The sequence below is a fragment of the Sphingomonas sp. GW821-FHT02B09 genome, from assembly GCF_059421875.1.
The window spans coordinates 385,338-403,299 of the sequence record NZ_JBWKVV010000002.1 but is presented as its reverse complement, the minus strand read 5'-3'; the positions used below and the strand labels follow the sequence as shown (position 1 = coordinate 403,299).

14 protein-coding genes are annotated in these 17,962 nt (G+C 67.5%); 7 read left to right on the top strand and 7 right to left on the bottom strand.

Annotated features, from left to right (window positions below):
* Positions 1-220: 220 nt before the first annotated feature.
* Entirely contained in the window at positions 221-865 is a 645-nt protein-coding gene (locus tag AC07U4_RS09825) for an HAD family hydrolase (protein WP_495195849.1), read from the bottom strand.
* A 10-nt stretch (positions 866-875) separates the two neighbouring features.
* The gene (gene ykgO, locus AC07U4_RS09820) at positions 876-1,001 is read right to left on the bottom strand and encodes a type B 50S ribosomal protein L36 (protein WP_003046794.1); all 126 of its coding nucleotides are present in this window, start codon (positions 999-1,001) and stop codon (positions 876-878) included.
* Between the two features lie 137 nt (positions 1,002-1,138).
* Between ykgO and AC07U4_RS09815 the strand changes: the two genes are divergently transcribed.
* The 6 genes from AC07U4_RS09815 to AC07U4_RS09790 all read left to right on the top strand — a co-directional run bounded on the left by AC07U4_RS09815 (position 1,139) and on the right by AC07U4_RS09790 (position 6,130).
* Positions 1,139-1,750 (top strand): DUF4136 domain-containing protein, encoded by a 612-nt coding sequence (locus tag AC07U4_RS09815; protein WP_137899266.1) that lies wholly within the window; start codon positions 1,139-1,141, stop codon positions 1,748-1,750.
* A 135-nt stretch (positions 1,751-1,885) separates the two neighbouring features.
* Positions 1,886-2,995, top strand: coding sequence for a M14 family metallopeptidase (locus AC07U4_RS09810; protein WP_495195312.1), 1,110 nt, complete (start codon positions 1,886-1,888; stop codon positions 2,993-2,995).
* Positions 2,995-3,459 carry a GNAT family N-acetyltransferase gene (locus AC07U4_RS09805; RefSeq protein ID WP_495195311.1) on the top strand — a complete coding sequence of 155 codons (465 nt, stop codon included), beginning with the start codon at positions 2,995-2,997 and terminating at the stop codon, positions 3,457-3,459. The genes AC07U4_RS09810 and AC07U4_RS09805 overlap by 1 nt, the downstream gene beginning before the upstream one ends.
* Positions 3,460-3,471: 12 nt before the next feature.
* Positions 3,472-4,158, top strand: coding sequence for a 2,3-diphosphoglycerate-dependent phosphoglycerate mutase (gene gpmA / locus AC07U4_RS09800; RefSeq protein ID WP_038664381.1), 687 nt, complete (start codon positions 3,472-3,474; stop codon positions 4,156-4,158).
* Positions 4,159-4,619: 461 nt separating this feature from the next.
* On the top strand, positions 4,620-5,075 hold the full coding sequence (gene purE / locus AC07U4_RS09795; RefSeq protein ID WP_495195310.1) for a 5-(carboxyamino)imidazole ribonucleotide mutase: 456 nt from the start codon (positions 4,620-4,622) through the stop codon (positions 5,073-5,075).
* The gene (locus AC07U4_RS09790) at positions 5,075-6,130 is read left to right on the top strand and encodes a 5-(carboxyamino)imidazole ribonucleotide synthase (protein WP_038664388.1); all 1,056 of its coding nucleotides are present in this window, start codon (positions 5,075-5,077) and stop codon (positions 6,128-6,130) included. The genes purE and AC07U4_RS09790 overlap by 1 nt, the downstream gene beginning before the upstream one ends.
* Positions 6,131-6,136: 6 nt before the next feature.
* On the opposite strand, the gene AC07U4_RS09785 is transcribed toward AC07U4_RS09790, so the two are convergent.
* The 4 genes from AC07U4_RS09785 to AC07U4_RS09770 form a co-directional block, all read right to left on the bottom strand.
* Positions 6,137-6,901 carry an energy transducer TonB gene (locus tag AC07U4_RS09785; protein ID WP_038664390.1) on the bottom strand — a complete coding sequence of 255 codons (765 nt, stop codon included), beginning with the start codon at positions 6,899-6,901 and terminating at the stop codon, positions 6,137-6,139.
* 10 nt (positions 6,902-6,911) lie between these two features.
* A complete protein-coding gene (locus AC07U4_RS09780; RefSeq protein ID WP_495195309.1) occupies positions 6,912-8,810 on the bottom strand; it encodes a CocE/NonD family hydrolase in 1,899 nt (632 codons plus the stop codon).
* Between the two features lie 78 nt (positions 8,811-8,888).
* The gene (locus tag AC07U4_RS09775; RefSeq protein WP_495179572.1) at positions 8,889-9,188 is read right to left on the bottom strand and encodes a hypothetical protein; all 300 of its coding nucleotides are present in this window, start codon (positions 9,186-9,188) and stop codon (positions 8,889-8,891) included.
* A 10-nt stretch (positions 9,189-9,198) separates the two neighbouring features.
* Complete coding sequence (locus AC07U4_RS09770; RefSeq protein WP_495195308.1) at positions 9,199-12,048, bottom strand: M16 family metallopeptidase; 2,850 nt, start codon at positions 12,046-12,048, stop codon at positions 9,199-9,201.
* Positions 12,049-12,244: 196 nt separating this feature from the next.
* Here AC07U4_RS09770 and clpB point away from each other — a divergent pair, with 196 nt between their 5' ends.
* On the top strand, positions 12,245-14,824 hold the full coding sequence (clpB, locus tag AC07U4_RS09765) for an ATP-dependent chaperone ClpB (protein WP_495195307.1): 2,580 nt from the start codon (positions 12,245-12,247) through the stop codon (positions 14,822-14,824).
* A 67-nt stretch (positions 14,825-14,891) separates the two neighbouring features.
* On the opposite strand, the gene AC07U4_RS09760 is transcribed toward clpB, so the two are convergent.
* Positions 14,892-17,798, bottom strand: coding sequence for a TonB-dependent receptor plug domain-containing protein (locus AC07U4_RS09760; RefSeq protein WP_495195306.1), 2,907 nt, complete (start codon positions 17,796-17,798; stop codon positions 14,892-14,894).
* Positions 17,799-17,962 lie beyond the last annotated feature (164 nt).

Genomic DNA, 17,962 nt, shown 5'->3' with positions numbered 1-17,962 from the left:
GGGAAGTGAACGACGCGGCCCCCCGGCAGCGCGGCCGCACCATACACGGCGTTTATCAGGAGACTAGCGGCGAATGGGCGGTGGGACGCCCCCTCCCTTCCACATCCGTCATCCCCGCGAAGGCGGGGATCCAGACGCGCGGGTCCGGCTTGCGCCGCACCGTCGGCGTATATGGATCCCCGCCTGCGCGGGGATGACATGGAATTGGAAGGTCGGGTCCCTAAACCGGCTGCGCCAGCAACCCCAGCGCCACCAGCTCGCGCCGCAGCGTCGGCTCGTCGGTGAAGTGCAACCCGATCAGCCCGACGCTGCGCGCGCCGTCGATGTTCGCCGCATTGTCGTCGATGAACACCGTCCGCGCCGCCGCCAGCCCGAACCGGTCGAGCGCCAGCCGGTAGATCGCCGGATCGGGCTTCACCATCTTCTCCACCCCCGACACGACGATGTCGCGGAAGCGATCGAACATCGCCGCCTCGCGCGCGCGGAACGGCGGCCAGAATTCGTGGCTGAAATTGGTGATCGCGAACAGCGGCACCTCCGCCGCCTCCAGCTCATCGACCAGCGCCGCCATGCCGGCAATCGGCGCCCCGATACTCTCCAGGAACCGCGGTCCCCAGAGTCCGATCAGCGCCGCATGCTCCGGATACAGCGCGGCAAGCTCCGCCGAGGTCTCGGCGAAGTCGCGTCCGGCATCGTGCTGGAAATGCCATTCGTGCGTGACGACGTCGCGCAGGAACGCATCGAGCGCCCGATCGTCGTCGATCAGGCGCCGGTAGAGGATCCGCGGATCCCAGTCGTACAGGACCCGGCCGACATCGAAGATCACGGCCGTCGGGGCCGTGAGCGACACGTCGGCCGCGGGCATACCCAAAGGGTTAGCCCTGGCGCGCCTTGAAGCGACGGTTGGTCTTGTTGATGACGTAGGTGCGGCCGCGGCGACGGATCACGCGATTGTCGCGATGACGGTCCTTGAGCGACTTCAGGCTATTGCGGATCTTCATGATCGATTCGCTTCTTTTCGAAATTGACGGTGTCGGTGAAAGCGCGAGCGCCTAAGGGCGGAGGCCGTAATAGTCAAGCAACGCCACACGCGTTAGAGCGTTTCCCAGACGCAACGTATCGCAAAGGTATCCCCGTGATGAGCATCCGTCCGTTCCTGGCCCTCGGCGTCGCCGCCGCGGCACTTGCAGGCTGCGCGACCACGTCGCCGCTCCCGCCGACGGAGGTGATCCGCTACCATCTCGGCGCGCCGATCGCGCGCGGCACGATCGCGGTCGAGCCGCTCTCGGGCGGCGCCCCCGCCAGCCTCGAGTTCAAGACCTATGCCGCCGCGGTCGAGGCCGAATTGCTCAAGGTCGGCTATACCTTGCCGGCGCAGGGCGCGACCCCCGACTATGTCGCCACCGTCGCCTTCACCCGCACCAGCCGCGAGGGCCCGCCGCGCCAGTCGCCGGTCAGCATCGGCATCGGCGGCGGCGGGTTCAGCGGCGGTGGCGGCCGGCGCGGCGGCGGCGGCGTCGGGCTGGGCGGCGGCATCGGCTTCCCGATCGGCAGGAGCCGTCCGACCGAATTGCTCGTCGCCGAGCTCGCGGTGACGATCAAGCGCCGCGCCGACCAGTCGCCGATCTGGGAAGGCAAGGCGCAGGGGATCAGCGACATCAAGGGCGCCGACCAGCAGGCCGGCAAGCTCGCCCGCGCGCTGTTCACCGGCTTTCCGGGCGATTCGGGCCGCACCATCACGGTGAGGTGATCGCCCTCGCCCTCACCCTGCGCCGCCTGCGGCGTCTTTCCCTCTCCCGGCGGGAGAGGGAGCCGCGAAGCGCCGGAAGGGTGGGGGTGAAGCCATCCCCTTCGCCAAGCATCCTCTACCAATCAGGCACGCCTCATGACCCTCAGCATCAACGCCGCCTTCGACGGCGGCAACATCCGCGTCGTCGCCATCGAGGGCGACCGCGTCGACCTCGAGATCGTCAACGACCGCGAGTCCGACTTCTTCCAATGGTTCTATTTCCGCGTCGCCGGCGCGCACGGCCGACGGCTGCGCTTCCGCATCGTCAACGCCGGCAAGTCGGCCTATCCGTTCGGCTGGCCCGGCTACAGGACGCGCGTCAGCACCGACCGGCAGGCGTGGCGGATGATCGACACCACATATGACAAGGGCGTGCTGTCGTTCGATTACGCGGTCGAGGGCGAACTCGCCTGGTTCGCCTATTTCGCGCCCTATACGATGGAGATGCACCACGATCTCGTCGCGCGCATCGCCGCCCGGCCCGGCGTCACGCATCGCGAGCTCGGCACCTCGCTCGACGGCCAGAGCATCGACTATCTCCGCATCGGCGACGGTCCCAAGCCGGTGTGGCTCTACGCCCGCCAGCATCCCGGCGAATCGATGACCGAATATTGGATGGACGGCGCGCTCGACTGGCTGACCAGCCCCGCCGCCGCGCCCTTGCTCGCCAAGGCGACCGTCCATGTCGTTCCCAATATGAACCCCGACGGCACCCGCCGCGGCCATCTGCGCACCAATGCGGTGGGGGTGAACCTCAACCGCGAATGGCACGCGCCGACGCCCGAGCGCAGCCCCGAAGTGCTGTGCGTCCGCGATGCGATGGACGAAACCGGCGTCGCCTTCGCGATCGACGTCCATGGCGACGAGGCGATCCCGGCGAATTTCATCGCCGGCTTCGAGGGCATTCCCAACTGGACCGAAGACCATGGCGCCAAATTCTACGCCTTTGGCCGCCGCCTTGCCGAGCACACGCCCGATTTCCAGACCGAGAAGGGCTATGAGAAATCGAGCGCGGGCAATGCCAATCTCTCGATGTCGACCAACCAATTGGCGCAGCGCTTCGGCGCGGTGTCGGTGACGCTGGAGATGCCGTTCAAGGATCACGATCCCAATCCCGACGCCGAATTCGGCTGGTCGCCCGAACGTTCGCGCGCGCTGGGCGTGTCGTGTCTTGAGGTGCTTACCGGGATGATCGACGAAATCTGATGGAGATCAGGCAGGACGATCCCGCCGCGCCTTATGTCGCGGACCTGCTCGCGCATCACCTCACGGAGTTGCGCGGGCAGATGGCGGATTACGCCTTCGCGCTCGATGCCGGCGGCCTGTCGGCGCCGGGCGTGACCTTCTGGACCGCGTGGCGCGATGGCACGCTGGTCGGCTTCGTCGCGCTCAAGCAGCTCGATCCGCGCCACGGCGAGGTCAAGTCGATGCGCGCCGCCCCGGCCGCGCGCGGCACCGGCGTCGGCCGGGCGCTGCTCGATCATGTCGTCGCGGTCGCCCGCGATCGCGGCTACGACCGGCTCAGCCTCGAAACCGGCACCGCCGCCCTGCACGCGCCCGCGGTCGCTTTGTATCGCAGCGCCGGCTTCATCGACACCGGGCCATTCGCCGACTATCGGCCGAGCCCGCACAACCAGTTCTTCGCCCTCGACCTTCGTCCTCGATCCTAAAGGGAGCTTCCGATGCCGCGCCTCGTCCTGATCCGCCACGGCCAGTCCAGCTGGAACCTCGAAAACCGCTTCACCGGCTGGTGGGACGTCGACGTCACCGAAAAGGGCGCCGCCGAGGCGCGCGCCGCCGGCGAGATGATGGCCGCCAAGGGCCTCGACTTCGACATGACCTTCACCTCGCTGCAGACGCGCGCGATCAAGACGCTCAACCTTGCGCTCGAGGCGATGGGCCGGCTGTGGTTGCCGACCGAGAAGGACTGGCGGCTCAACGAGCGCCATTACGGCGGCCTCACCGGGCTCGACAAGGCGGAGACGTCGGCCAAGCACGGCGAGGCGCAGGTCAAGATCTGGCGCCGCAGCTTCGACGTGCCGCCGCCGCCGATGGAGGCCGGCAGCGACTATGACCTGTCGGCCGATCGCCGCTATGCCGGCATCGCCATCCCGGCAACCGAGAGCCTCAAGGACACGATCGCACGCGTCCTGCCTTATTACGAGGAGCGGATCGTGCCGGCACTGCGCGACGGCCAGCGCGTGCTGATCTCGGCACACGGCAATTCGCTGCGCGCTTTGGTCAAGCATCTGTCGAACATCCCCGACGACGAGATCACCGGTCTGGAAATCCCGACCGCGCAGCCGATCGTCTACGAACTCGACGACGCGCTCAACGCCACCGACCGTTATTATCTCAGCGAACGGTAAGGTGGGGAGGGCACCACGCCTTCCGCTCTTCCTTTGTCCTTTCGCGGGAACAAGGTCCTTGCGAACATCCACCAGTGCTCCTGCGAACGCAGGAGCCCAGGAGTCTCGAACTCGATAAGCTGTTGCTTTGCTTGACCCTGGGTTTCTGCTTTCGCAGGAACACTGGAAGGCCAAAGTGACCGAGCGGACTTTAGAGAGGTCTCGCCTCCGCGGGGGATGACGAAGGTGGCACCAAATTTTCGCCCCTGTCCTACACCGGTCCCACGCGCTAAACCCGCCGCGCTCTGTCTCATCGTGACCCCCGATCACCACCAAAACGGAAACGATAGACCCGGATCGTTTCCGTTAAGGTGTCCATCTTGTCCATGTCGTCCAACACGGGTGCGCGCCTGCCGGTGCAAGCCGTTGCCCTCCCTCCGCTCTGCCGCTAACCGCCGTCTATGACATTGGTCGGCATCATCATGGGTTCGACGTCCGATTGGGACACGATGCGGCACGCGGCGGACGTGCTCGCCGAACTGGGCGTCGCGCACGAGACGAAGGTCGTCTCCGCGCATCGCACTCCCGACCGGCTCTACGATTACGCCAAGACCGCGGCGGACCGCGGCCTCAAGGTCGTCATCGCCGGCGCCGGCGGCGCCGCGCACCTGCCCGGCATGGCCGCGGCGATGACGCACCTGCCGGTGCTCGGCGTGCCGGTCCAGAGCAAGGCGCTGTCCGGTCAGGACAGCCTGCTCTCGATCGTCCAGATGCCCGCCGGCATCCCGGTCGGCACGCTGGCGATCGGCAAGGCCGGCGCGACCAACGCCGGGCTGCTCGCCGCGGCGATCCTCGCGACGCACGATGTCGCGCTCGCCGAACGCCTGCAAGCCTGGCGCCAGCGGCAGACCGACGCGGTCGCCGACGAGCCCGCCTGATGCTCACTCCCGGCAGCACGATCGGCATCCTCGGCGGCGGGCAATTGGGCCGGATGCTCGCCGTCGCCGCAGCGCAGCTCGGCTATCGCACGCACGTGCTCGCCCCCGAGGCGGACAGCGTCGCGGCGCAGACCGCGGCGAGCCTGACCCGCGCCGATTACCACAATCGCATCGTCCTCGCCGACTTCGCCGCCGCCTGCGACGTCGTCACCTACGAGTTCGAGAATATCGCGCTCGGCCCGGTCGAATGGCTCGCCGAACGCGTGCCGGTCCATCCGCATCCGCGCGCGCTCGCCGCCGCGCAGGAGCGGATCGCCGAGAAGCGCTTCGTCGAGCGCGTCGGCGGCCGCCCGGCGCGCTGGGCCGCGGTCGACAGCCGCGAGACGCTGATCGCGGCGCTCGACCATGTCGGCACGCCCGCGGTGCTCAAGACCGCGCGCTTCGGCTATGACGGCAAGGGCCAGATGCGCCTCCACGGCCCCGCCGACGCCGATGCGGCATGGGAGGCGATCGGCGGCCCCGCGGTGCTCGAGGCGTTCGTCGACTTCAGCCACGAATTCTCGATCCTGATCGCGCGCGGCCAGGACGGCGCCACCGTCCGCTACGACCCGCCGCAGAACGTCCATGTCGACGCGATCCTGCGCACGTCGCGCGTGCCGGCGCCGCAGCCGATCCTCGACCAGGCCGAGGAAGCGACCGCGCTCGCCTGCCGCATCGCCGCCGAGCTCGACTATGTCGGCGTGCTCGCCTGCGAATTCTTCGCCACCGCCGACGGCCCGGTGTTCAACGAAATGGCGCCGCGCGTCCACAATTCGGGCCATTGGACGATCGAGGGCGCCGAGACCTCGCAGTTCGAGAACCATATCCGCGCGATCTGCGGCCTGCCGCTCGGCAGCACCGCGCTGACGGGCAGCGCGGTGGCGCTCGAAAACCTGATCGGCGACGATGCGTGGCAGCCGGCGCTGACCGAGCCCGGCGCGCATCTCCACCTCTACGGCAAGGGCGCGGCGCGGCCCGGCCGCAAGATGGGCCACGTCACCCGCGTCCAGCGCTGAACCGGATCAGCGCGTCTTCGCCGATGGCGGCTTCGCGATGTCGAAGGCGACCGGCACGATCACCGGCACGGGCAGCACCTTGCCGTTGCGCAGCACCGGCCTGATCCGGAACAGCGGCGCCATCTGCACCGCGGCGGCGCCGAAGCCGATGCCGGTGGGCGTATCCGACACCACCCAGCACCGTTCGGGCCGGCCCGAGCGCGGCACCCGACAGGCGAGCAGGGCATGCCCCGAAACGCGGTCGCGGACCGCATCGGGCGGCCAGAAGCGCCGCAGTTCGGCGTCCGTTGGCCGGTAGATCCAGCTCGCCCGCGCATAACGGACCTTGCCGCCGCCGCCATCGCCCGCGCCATTGCCTGCACCGCGACCGGTTCCCGTCCCCAGGCCCGCTCCGACCGACGGCGGCCCGACGAGCTGCGCCACGTCCTGATCCGCACCGAAGGGTGACGGTATCACCGCGCTCGGCGGCGGCGGTGGCGCGAGCGGTTGCGGCGTCGTGTCGATCGGTGGCGGCGGCGGCGGTCGCGAGGCCGTCGGCGGCGCACCGCCTGACGGTGCCGGTACGGGCGGGGGTGGCCGTTTCGGCGGCGGCGGCAGTTCGGGCGGTGGCGGCGGCGGCGGTGGCGCCACGTCGAACAGCGTCAGTGCCGGTGGCGATGGCGGCGGTGCCGGCAACGGCGGCCGCGCCAGCAGGAGCAGCAGCAGCAACGCGCCATGCACCCCGAGCGCCAGCGCGAGCGCCGGACGATCGGGGGCATGGCGGTGTCTCACCGCGGCACCGTCATTTCACGACGGGCAACGCGATATAGCTCGCATCCGGCCCGGCGACGGTGATCTTCTGCGTCGCCGTCACATAGTCCTTCGGCTGCGCGAAGAAGATGTTCGGCACGAAGGTCTGCGGATTGCGGTCGTAGAGCGGGAACCAGCTCGACTGCACCTGCACCATGATACGGTGGCCGGGCAGGAAGACGTGGTTGGTCTCGGGCAGCGCGAACTGGTATTTCAGCGGCGCATTGGCGACGAGCGGCTTGGCGACCGCCAGGTCCTCGCGATAGCGGCCGCGGAAGATGTCCATCGCGACGGCGAGCTGATAGCCGCCCATCTCCGCCTGCTTGGGCATCACCTCGGGATAGACGTCGACCAGCTTGACCACCCAGTCGCTGTCGGTGCCGCTGGTCGAGGCGGTCAGATGCACTTCCGGCGTGCCCGCGATCGTCACCGGCGCGGTGAGCACGTCGCTGGTGAAGGTGACGACGTCGGGCCGCCCCGAAACGGCCCGCTGGTCGTCGACCAGCCAATTCTTCCACGTCGAACCCTCGGCATAGATCGGCCGCGTCGGGCGGACGCGATAGGACACCGGATGCGCCGGGTCGGAGACGTAATCCGCGGTTTGCGCCGCACCCCCCGTCGCGGCGAAGCCCAAGGCGCCGCCGGGCTTGAGATAGAGCGGCGTCGGCGTCGGCTGCGTCCACGCCTGCAACCGCTGCCATTCGTTGGCGCCCGACTGGAAGGCGGTGACCGGGGCGACGTCCATCGCCGGCTGGTCGCTCTTGAGATAATGCGCGAGGAACGGCCGCAGCACGTGCCAGCGCCACCATTTGGCGGTGTCCTGATCCCATTTGATCGCGCCGAGCGCGCTGCCGTCGCCGACCTCCTGCCCGTGATACCACGGGCCGAGCGTCAGGAAGACCATGTCGTTCTTCGTGTCCTTCGGCTCGAGCGCGCGATAGACCGCGGGCGCGCGGTAGATGTCCTCCTGGTCCCACAGCCCCGCGACGAGCATCGTCGGCACCTTCAACGGCTGCGCGGCGAGGATCTTGTCCATCGCGGCGCTCGACCAATAGCCGTCATAGGCGGGATGCGCGGCGACCTTGCGGTAGAAGCCCGACGCCTGATCGACGCCCTGCGCCTTCGCCACCGCACCCGCCGAGACGTTGCGCAGCCAGTAATCGTAATCGTCGGCGGTGTCGGTGATCCACGGCGTGCTGGCGTCGCGCGTCCCCTGCTGGCCGAGCATATAGGGCAGGCCGATCTGGCGGAAGGCGCCGTTGTGGAACCAGTCGTCGCCGCGCCAGCCGTCGACCATCGGGTTCATCGGCACCGACACCTTGAGCGCCGGATGCGGGTTGATCAGCGCCATCAGCGGCAGGAAGCCGTCGTAGCTGATGCCGCTGATCCCGACGCGGCCGTTGCTCTCCGGCACGTTCTTCACCAGCCAGGCGATCGTGTCGTAGGTGTCGGTCGAATCGTCGGTCTTCGTTGGATTGTTGGGCGATCCGGCGGGCGTCGGGTTCATCAGCGTGATGCCCTGGCTGCCGTGCATGCCGCGCACGTCCTGGATGACGCGGATATAGCCGTCCGCCGCGATGAGGTCCCACGGCCCGTCGCCATGCGACAGGATGCCGGCGAAGGTACCGCTGTCCGCCTTGGTCTGGTCGTCCGCGTCATAGGGCGTGCGGGTCAGCAGGATACCGGCGTCCTTGGTCCCCTTGCGGATGACGATCACGGTGTGGAGCTTGACCCCGTCGCGCATCGGTATCTCGACCGCCTTGCGGACGTATTCGTAATGGGTGTCGCGTGGCGCCAGTTTGGCGGGGCGCTCGTCGTAACTCTGCGCGCCGGCGGCGGCGGCGGTGGCGAGCGCGCCCAGAGCGCAGGCGGCGAGAAGCGATCGGATCATGCGGCGGCAACCCCAAAACGAAACGGCCCGCCTCCGGTGGGAGGCGGGCCGCAATGTGTCCCGATTATTGCCGGCGAATCAAGCGCTACGCTTGCCCGACAGCGGGAAGCTGCCGAAGGCGCCGGCACCGACCGTACCGGTCAGCGTATCGCCCTCGGCGGTCGCCTCGCAATCGAGTGTCATCGGCATCGGTACGGTCATCTGGAGCTTCCAGCTGATCGTATTGCCCGACACCGTGCCGGCGACGTCGCCCGAGCCCATCGCACCCGAGGCGGTGCCGGTGAAGGCATCGCCCTCGCTCTGCACGACGAGCGTCAAATTCTGATCGCCAAGCGGCGACTTCACGATGCAATCCCAGCTGCCATCAACCTCGGCCATCACGCTCTCCTCATTTCGCTGCGGTCACAGCACCGGCCGGGGCGCCGGCGACTGCGCTTGCCGGGACGACCTCGACCGGCAGGCCGAGGCTGTCAAGCTGCGGCTTTACCTTGGAAGCATCGCCGACGACGATCCAGGTCAGCCTGGCCGGATCGATCGTCTGCGCCACCGCGCTGCGCAGCTGCGGCAGCGTCATCGCACGATAGCGGGTGGCGACCGTCGCGTAATAATCGTCGGGCCGCTTGAACAGGTCGTTCGCCTGCATCGCCCCCAGCACCGCCTGCGAGGTTTCGAACTGGCCGGGCAATTGCAGCGTCGCGCCCTTGATCGCGAGGTCGAACTCGGTTTCCGTCATCGGTTTGGTGGTGACGAACTGCGCGACGTCGTCGCGCGCCGAGGCGAGCGCCGGGCCGGTCTTGTCCGCCTGCACCCCCGCCTGCAACAGATAGGGTGCGGCGAATTCCGACGGCTGGAAGCGGCCGCCGGCACCATAGGACCAATGCTTCTCCTCGCGCAGGTCCATGTTGAGCCGGCTGAGGAAACTGCCGCCGAGCGCATCGTTGACCGTGTTGAGGACGAGCAGGTCGTCGGTACCCTTCAGGCCGGTGCGCTGACCGCCGACGATGATCGACTGCGGGCTGTCGGGGCGATCGACGAGGACGATGCCCGGCTTGAGCGGCGACGGCGTGCCGGCGAACGTTTTGGTGCCGGCCGTGCCCGTCCCCTTCCAGTCGCCGAACCGCGCCTCCAGCGCCGCCTTCACCTCGGCGAGCGGCCGGTCGGAGACGACGAACAGCTTCGCCTTCTCGGGCCGCAGCCACGCCTGCTGGTAACTGCGCAGGTCGGCCGGCGTCAGTGCCGCCACCGCGACCGGATCGCCGCTGCCCTGCGCCTTCGCATAGGGCGTGCCCGCCGCGAGGATGCGCGTCGACATGCGCTGCGCGAGCGCGCCGGGGTTGGTCAGCTCCTGCTGGATCTGCGCCACCTGCTGCGCCTTGAAGCGGGCGACGTCGGTGTCGCCATAGGCCGGCCGCCGCGCGACCTCGGCGAACAGGTCGAGCGCCGGGCCGAGGTTGGCGCTCGGCACGCCCATCGACAGCGTGCTGCGATCATTGCCCGCCCCCGACGACAATTGCATGCCGAGCCGCTCGCGTGCTTCGGCGAGCGCGTTGACGTCGTAATGTTCGGTGCCTTCGTCGAGCATATTGAGCGCGACGAGCTGCGTGCCGAGCTTGCCCGGTACATCGGCGGCATAGCCGGCGTCGAAGCTCAGCACCGCCTGCGTCACCGGCACCGCATTGCGCTGCGCATAGACCAGCTCGATACCGTTCGACAGGCGGCTGCGCTCGACCTTGGGGAAGGACAGGCCGGTGACCGCACCGACCGCGGGGATCGCGCCACGCGTCCCTTTCGCCGGCTGTTCCGGTGCAGCGACGACATCGACCTTGGGCGGCACTTTCGCCTCGGCATAAGCGTCGCGCGCGCCGGGCACGACATTCACGGCGAGCACCGGACGGCCGAGCCATTTGTCCGCCGCCGCCTTGACGCTTGCCGGGGTCTGCGCGGCGAGGTCGGCAAGCTGCTTCTTGTAGAAGCCGGGATCGTTCGAATAGAGCGCACCCTCGGCGAGCGCGACCGCCTTGCCGCCGAAGCCGCCGACGGCCTCGAGCCCGCGGACGCGGCCGGCGACGCGGGTGGTGACGAAGCGCGACACCTCGTCCTGCGTCGGGCCGGTGCGCAGGAAGTCGGCGACGACCGCATCGAGCCGCTGCGCCGCAAGCGCCGGATCGACGCCCGGACGCACCAGCCCCTCGATCGCGAACGTGCCGACCTGCGCGAAGGCGCTATTGTCCGCGGAGATTTGCGTGAACAGCTTCTCCTTGCGGATCAGCTCGTTGGTCAGGCGCGACGAGGCCATGCCGCCGAGCACGCCGGCCGCGACCTCGAGCGGTGCGGCATCCTTGTCGTTGAGCCCCGGCACCGTCCAGTTGCGGCTGATCATCGTCGCGGCGACGCGATCCTTCAGCGTCACCGTCTTGGCGGCGGGCAGGGTGACGGCCGGGGCAGCGGGCAGCACGCTCTTGGGGCCGGCCTTGATCGCACCGAAATATTTCTCGACCAGCGGTCGCGCGCTGGCGACGTCGACGTCGCCGGCGAGCACCAGCACCGCATTGTTCGGGCCGTAATGGCTGCGGAACCAGTTCTTGACGGTGTCGAGGCTGGCCGCATCGAGATCGGCCATCGATCCGATCGTGTCATGGCCGTACGGGTGGGTCGCCGGGAACAGCCCCTCGGTGACCGCATAGCCCATCAGGCCATAGGGGCGGTTGTCGCCCTGCCGCTTCTCGTTCTGAACGACGCCGCGCTGCTCGTCGAGCACGCCCTGCGTGATCGCGCCGAGCAGATAGCCCATCCGGTCGGATTCGAGGAACAGCGCGCGCTCCAGCGCCGCGGTCGGCACCGTCTCGAAATAATTGGTCCGGTCGAAATAAGTGGTGCCGTTGAAGTCGGTCGCCCCGACCTGCTTCAGCGGTGCGAAGAAGTCGCCCGGCGCATTCTCCGACCCGTTGAACATCAGATGCTCGAACAGGTGCGCAAAGCCCGTCGAGCCTTGCGGCTCGTGCTTCGAGCCGACGTCGTACCAGACGCTGACCGCGACGACCGGCGCCTTGCGATCGGTATGGACGACGACGCGCAGGCCGTTCTTCAGCGTGAATTGCTGATAGGGAATGTCGACCGCCTTGACGAGCGCGGCGACCGGCGCGGCCTTCGCCGAGGCGGGAGCGGGCGTGGTCTGCGCGTGCAGCGGCGCGACCAGCGCGATCGATGCGACGCCGGCAAGTGCGAATAGCTTCGTCATGAGAATAGAGTCCCCCGCTTCGTCCTGAACCTATGAACTGGTCGAGCATAACCGGGGGGCGAACACTGGCAAGCGACCGCGGCGGCTTTTTTGAAAATGCGTCGCGACGGCGACGCCATCATCGCAGTCTCGATCGGATACCCTTGTGTTGCACAATGGCAACACTACATCCGGGCCATACAGGCAAGGGGATTTTATGAACCTCGAACGATTTACCGACCGCGCCAAGGGATTCCTCCAATCGGCGCAGACCGTTGCGATCCGCATGAACCATCAGCGGATCGCGCCGGACCATCTTTTGAAGGCGCTGCTCGAGGACGAGCAGGGCATGGCCGCCGGGCTGATCCAGGCGGCTGGTGGCGACGCGAAGCGCGCGGTCGCCGAGACCGACGCCGCACTCGCCAAAATTCCCGCCGTCTCGGGATCGGGCGCACAGCAGACGCCGGGACTCGACAACGATACCGTCCGCGTCCTCGATCAGGCCGAGCAGGTCGCCCAAAAGGCGGGCGACAGCTTCGTCACGGTCGAGCGGCTGTTGCTCGCACTCGCGCTGGCGACCACCACCGCCGCCGGTCGCGCACTGGCGAGCGCCGGCGTGACCGCCGAGTCGCTCAACGGCGCGATCAACGCGCTGCGCGGCGGTCGCACCGCCGACACCGCCAGCGCCGAGGATCGCTACGATGCGCTCAAGAAGTTCGCCCGCGATCTCACCCAGGCGGCGCGCGACGGCAAGCTCGACCCGGTGATCGGCCGCGACGAGGAGATCCGCCGCACGATCCAGGTGCTCGCCCGCCGCACCAAGAACAATCCGGTGCTGATCGGCGAGCCCGGCGTCGGCAAGACCGCGATCGTCGAGGGGCTGGCGCTGCGCATCGCCAATGGCGACGTGCCCGACGGTCTCAAGGACAAGACGCTGATGGCGCTCGACATGGGCGCGCTGATCGCCGGCGCCAAATATCGCGGCGAATTCGAGGAACGGCTGAAGGGCGTCATCGACGAGGTGAAGCAGGCCGAGGGCCAGATCGTCCTGTTCATCGACGAGATGCACCAGCTGATCGGCGCCGGCAAATCCGAGGGTGCGATGGACGCGGGCAATCTGCTGAAACCCGCGCTCGCGCGCGGCGAGCTGCATTGCGTCGGCGCGACCACGCTCGACGAATATCGCAAGTATGTCGAGAAGGATCCGGCGTTGCAGCGCCGCTTCCAGCCGGTGTTCGTCGGCGAGCCGACGGTCGAGGACACGATCAGCATCCTGCGCGGCCTCAAGGAGAAATACGAGCTGCATCACGGCGTGCGGATCACCGACGGCGCGCTGGTCGCCGCGGCGACCCTGTCGAACCGCTACATCACCGACCGTTTCCTGCCCGACAAGGCAATCGACCTGATGGACGAGGCCGCATCGCGCATCCGCATGGAGGTGGAGAGCAAGCCCGAGGAGATCGAGACGCTCGACCGCCGCATCCTGCGCCTCAAGATCGAGCGCGAGGGGCTGCGTCGCGAGACCGACGAGGCCTCACGCGACCGGTTCGCCGCGCTGGAGGAGGAGCTGGTCAATCTCGAGGAGCAATCCGCCGCGCTGACCCAGCGCTGGCAGGCCGAGAAGGACAAGATCGGCCGCGAGGCGAAGCTCAAGGAGCAGCTCGACGCCACCCGGCTCGAACTGGAACAGGCGCAGCGAGCGGGCGACCTGACCAAGGCGGGCGAACTCGCCTACGGCCGCATCCCGACGCTGGAGAAGCAGCTCGCCGAGGCGCAGGGCGCGACGCAGGGCGCGATGCTGCGCGAGGAGGTTACCGCGGACGACATCGCCGGCGTCGTCAGCCGCTGGACCGGCATCCCGATGGAGCGGATGCTGCAGGGCGAGCGCGACAAATTGCTGCGCATGGAGGAGGTGATCGGCCAGCGCGTCATCGGCCAGGCGCAGGCGGTGCGCGCCGTCTCCACCGCGGTGCGGCGCGCGCGTGCGGGGCTGCAGGACCCGAACCGGCCATTGGGCTCGTTCCTGTTCCTCGGCCCGACGGGTGTCGGCAAGACCGAACTGACCAAGGCGCTCGCCGAATTCCTGTTCGACGATCCGTCCGCGATGGTGCGCATCGACATGAGCGAATTCATGGAGAAACATGCGGTCGCGCGGCTGATCGGCGCACCGCCGGGCTATGTCGGCTATGAGGAGGGCGGCGTGCTCACCGAGGCGGTGCGGCGCCGGCCCTATCAGGTCGTGCTGTTCGACGAGGTCGAAAAGGCGCACGGCGACGTGTTCAACGTGCTGCTCCAGGTGCTCGACGACGGCCGGCTGACCGATGGCCAGGGGCGGACGGTGGATTTCAGCAACACGCTGATCATCCTGACGTCCAACTTGGGTTCGCAATATCTTGCCGCGGTCGAGGAGGGGCAGGCGGTCGAGACCGTCGAGCCGCAGGTGATGGAGGTCGTCCGCGCCCATTTCCGGCCCGAATTCCTCAACCGGCTCGACGAGATCATCCTGTTCCACCGGCTGGGCCAGAGCCACATGGCGCCGATCGTCGACATCCAGGTGGCGCGCGTCGGCAAACTGCTCGCCGACCGCAAGGTGACGCTCGACCTGACCGACGCCGCGCGCAACTGGCTGGGCCGGGTGGGCTACGATCCCGTCTACGGCGCCCGGCCGCTGAAACGCGCGGTGCAGCGCTATCTGCAGGACCCGCTCGCCGACCTGATCCTGCGCGGCGAGGTGAAGGACGGCGCCACCGTGCACGTCGACGAGGGCGACGGCAAACTGGTGCTGACGGTGGCGTAAAGCGACATGAACGAAAGGGGCGGCTCCTTGCGAAGCCGCCCTTCCTCGTCGGAATGTCTTACGACGCTTAGAACTTAACCGTCGCACCTGCACGAAAGTACCGGCCGACCACGCCGGCCGACGACCATGCCGGATTGTAGTTGTTGCCGCCATAGGTGTTCGGGTCGAACGGCGCCTTGGCGTCGAGGAGATTGACGACGTTCATGTAGAAGGTGAAGTTGTCGTTCACCCGAACGCTGCCGGACAGATCGACGTCGATCCAATGCTTGACGGTGCACTGCAGCGGACCGGTGTTGGTCGCCTGCAGATTGGCATTGTACGTCACCGTCTTGGCAATGGCATCGGCGCAGGTGCTGCCCGGTCCGCTGTTATCGTCGGCATAGCCCTTGTAGCCGCTCACGAAATACGTCGTCGCGGTGAGCGAGTAGGGACCGGCGTCCAGCGTGTTCTGCCAGCTTGCCCGCCAGCGCGGCGTACCCGACGCGGAGGTGGTGGCATAGGACGCCAGGGTGCCAACGAACTTCTGCACGCCTGACCCGGTGCCGTCATCGACGTTGTACTTCAGGATCTCCGTGCCTTCGAGGATCGAGGTGAACTTGACGTCGTCGGCGAGCGGGATGGCTGCCTGCAGCTGCGCGTCGATACCCGAGGTATTGAGAACGTTGCCGTTCGAATACAGGAAGTTGACCGAGTAAGGCGTGGGGCGCAGGCCCGGATTGGCAGGGTCGACGGGGTTCGGCGTGATCGTGACCCCGGCCGGGATGGTACCCGTGCGCAGATATTCGTCGGCAATCGACGCCGGATTGCCCGCCGCCGACAGGATCAGGTTACGCTTGCGGATATTGTAGTAATCGACCGTCAGGCTCAGCCACGACTGCGGCTGGAACACCACGCCGCCGGTGAACGAGCGCGACTTTTCCGGCTTGAGGTTGGGGTTGCCGGTCGAGTTGTTGCCGAGGCTGTACTGGCTCGTGATGTACGAGTTGTTCCCATACGCACCCGCGACGTCGTTGGTCGGCGTATAGTTGGTGAAGCCGATCACCGCACCCGAGGTCTCCGGGATCGAAGGCGCACGGAAGCCCTGCGAATAGGTGCCGCGGATCGCCAACTCGCGGATCGGGGTGAACTTGGCGCCGATCTTGGGCGAGAAGCGGCCGAAGCCGGTCGAGTAATGATCGTAACGACCCGATGCGTTCACCTCGAGCTGGTCGAGGATCGGCGCGTTCAGCTCGAAGAAGGCAGCCTGCACGTTGCGGTTGCCGATCGCCTGGAACGGGTTGATCCCCAGCGTCGCATTGTTCGTGTCGGGATTGGGATCGTACACCGCCTCATAGCGGATCTGGCCGCCGACACCCAATTGCAGCGGACCACCCGGCAGATCGAACAGATCCTTGGTGACCGTCGCCTGCACCTGCCACAATTCGGAATCGGCGCGGCTCTGCTGCAGCGGCGAGATGCTGTCGCGAACGGTCTGGCTGTTCGCCGACGGATTGACGAAATTGTAGGTGCCGTTGTTGATCGCGGTCGTCAGCCCCGCCAGGTTCAGGAACCCGCGGCGGGTCTGCTCGAGATCGGTGCGCATATAGGTCGCCGCGACCGAATAGCCGAAGCCGTCACCGAACTTGCCGTCGATGCCTGCCGCGACGCGATAGCTGCGCGCCAGATTCTCGGTGCTGGTCGCGATGTCGCCGAACCGATAATAGATCAGCGCGCTCTGGCCGAGGGCAGAATAGGGATTCTGCAAGTTGCGGCTGCCGTCAGCGAGCAACGCCGGCAGCACGATGCCACGCGTCTCGAGCGGATTGGTCGAACGGATCGACTGGGGCGTCCCCGCGATCGTCACCTTGCTCTGATAGAAGGTAGCGACGAAATAGGCCTGCGCGTTGCTGCCGATATTGGCGGTCAGATGCGCGGTGCCACCGAAACGCGTCTGTTCCGGCTGGAGCAAGCCATATTGATTGACCAGATCCTGCTCGCAATAGGTGCCCGCCGTGGTCGTATGCGGCGTCAGACCGTTGCCGCATCCGCCGCTGTTGAGGATCTGCAACAGGCCACCGGTGACCGGAACGCCGGACAGAATGTCGCCCGGTCGCGACTGGGTGGCCGGCCGCACCACTGCCGCGGTGGCGCCGCTCGAACTTGCGGTCGAGGGGGCGACGAAACCAAAATTGCCGTTGGCGCCGCCGACCGAACGCAGATCCTTGGTGTTGAACGGGAAGCCCCGATCCTTCGTCGCCAGCGAGTCGAGATGCTGATACTCGCCGCTGATATAGAAGTTGTAGCCGTCTTCCGACAGCTTGCCGTGGCCGGCGGTCAGCTGCACCCGCTGACCGGCGGAATCGCCACGCTGCGAAATACCGCCTTCGACGCGGCCCTCGACGCCCGTGATCTCCTTCTTGAGGATGACGTTCACGACGCCGGCGATCGCGTCCGCGCCATAGGTCGCCGAGGCGCCGTCACGAAGAACCTCGATCCGATCGACGATCGCCGACGGGATGGTGTTCAGATCGACGATGCTGCGCTGGCCGTCGTCGGCGAGCGGATAGTAAGACGGCCGCAGGCCGTCGAACAGCGTCAGCGTGGAGTTGGTCGTCAGACCGCGCAGCGAGATGCTCGATGCGCCGGCCGCAAAGGCGTTGGTGAAGTTCTGCGGCAGACCACCGCCGTTGCCAGCCGAGATCGACTGAACCGCATCCGCGATCGTGACGAGGCCGCGCTGGTTGAGGTTGGCCGAGGTCAGCGTCGTGACCGGGGACGGCGTCTCCGTGTCCGTCCGACGGAAGAGCGAACCGGTGACGACGATGTCCTCCGGAGCGCTTTCGGCAGCGGCTGCGGTTTCCGGCGTTTGCGCCTGCGGTGCGGCCGCGGTTCCGGCTGAATCCTGCGCGAACGCAGGCGACGCCAGCAACAGGGCAAAGGGTGCCGCGGTCGCCAGCAAACCCGTCTTGCGCTTGAAGATCGACGATTGCGTCATTGAATATTCCATCCCTCGCATGATCCGAACGGCGTTGGGCCTTGGTTCGGAACTGGCCAGCCCCCCTCGATCGCCAACGACGATCCCAGGGCATATCCACTGGATGCGAGGATCAGGGGGCTAGTGTAAAGAAGGCTGTCCTGTTTGGACGACACATTTGTAAT

Bases quoted from the DNA above. Each gene is read 5' to 3' on its own strand.
- AC07U4_RS09815 (WP_137899266.1), top strand. From the start codon at position 1,139: ATGAGCATCCGTCCGTTCCTGGCCCTCGGCGTCGCCGCCGCGGCACTT.
- AC07U4_RS09790 (WP_038664388.1), top strand. From the start codon at position 5,075: ATGCTCACTCCCGGCAGCACGATCGGCATCCTCGGCGGCGGGCAATTG.
- ykgO (WP_003046794.1), bottom strand. From the start codon at position 1,001: ATGAAGATCCGCAATAGCCTGAAGTCGCTCAAGGACCGTCATCGCGAC.
- AC07U4_RS09810 (WP_495195312.1), top strand. From the start codon at position 1,886: ATGACCCTCAGCATCAACGCCGCCTTCGACGGCGGCAACATCCGCGTC.
- AC07U4_RS09825 (WP_495195849.1), bottom strand. From the start codon at position 865: ATGCCCGCGGCCGACGTGTCGCTCACGGCCCCGACGGCCGTGATCTTC.
- AC07U4_RS09770 (WP_495195308.1), bottom strand. From the start codon at position 12,048: ATGACGAAGCTATTCGCACTTGCCGGCGTCGCATCGATCGCGCTGGTC.
- AC07U4_RS09780 (WP_495195309.1), bottom strand. From the start codon at position 8,810: ATGATCCGATCGCTTCTCGCCGCCTGCGCTCTGGGCGCGCTCGCCACC.
- AC07U4_RS09775 (WP_495179572.1), bottom strand. From the start codon at position 9,188: ATGGCCGAGGTTGATGGCAGCTGGGATTGCATCGTGAAGTCGCCGCTT.
- AC07U4_RS09760 (WP_495195306.1), bottom strand. From the start codon at position 17,798: ATGACGCAATCGTCGATCTTCAAGCGCAAGACGGGTTTGCTGGCGACC.
- clpB (WP_495195307.1), top strand. From the start codon at position 12,245: ATGAACCTCGAACGATTTACCGACCGCGCCAAGGGATTCCTCCAATCG.
- AC07U4_RS09805 (WP_495195311.1), top strand. From the start codon at position 2,995: ATGGAGATCAGGCAGGACGATCCCGCCGCGCCTTATGTCGCGGACCTG.
- purE (WP_495195310.1), top strand. From the start codon at position 4,620: ATGGGTTCGACGTCCGATTGGGACACGATGCGGCACGCGGCGGACGTG.
- gpmA (WP_038664381.1), top strand. From the start codon at position 3,472: ATGCCGCGCCTCGTCCTGATCCGCCACGGCCAGTCCAGCTGGAACCTC.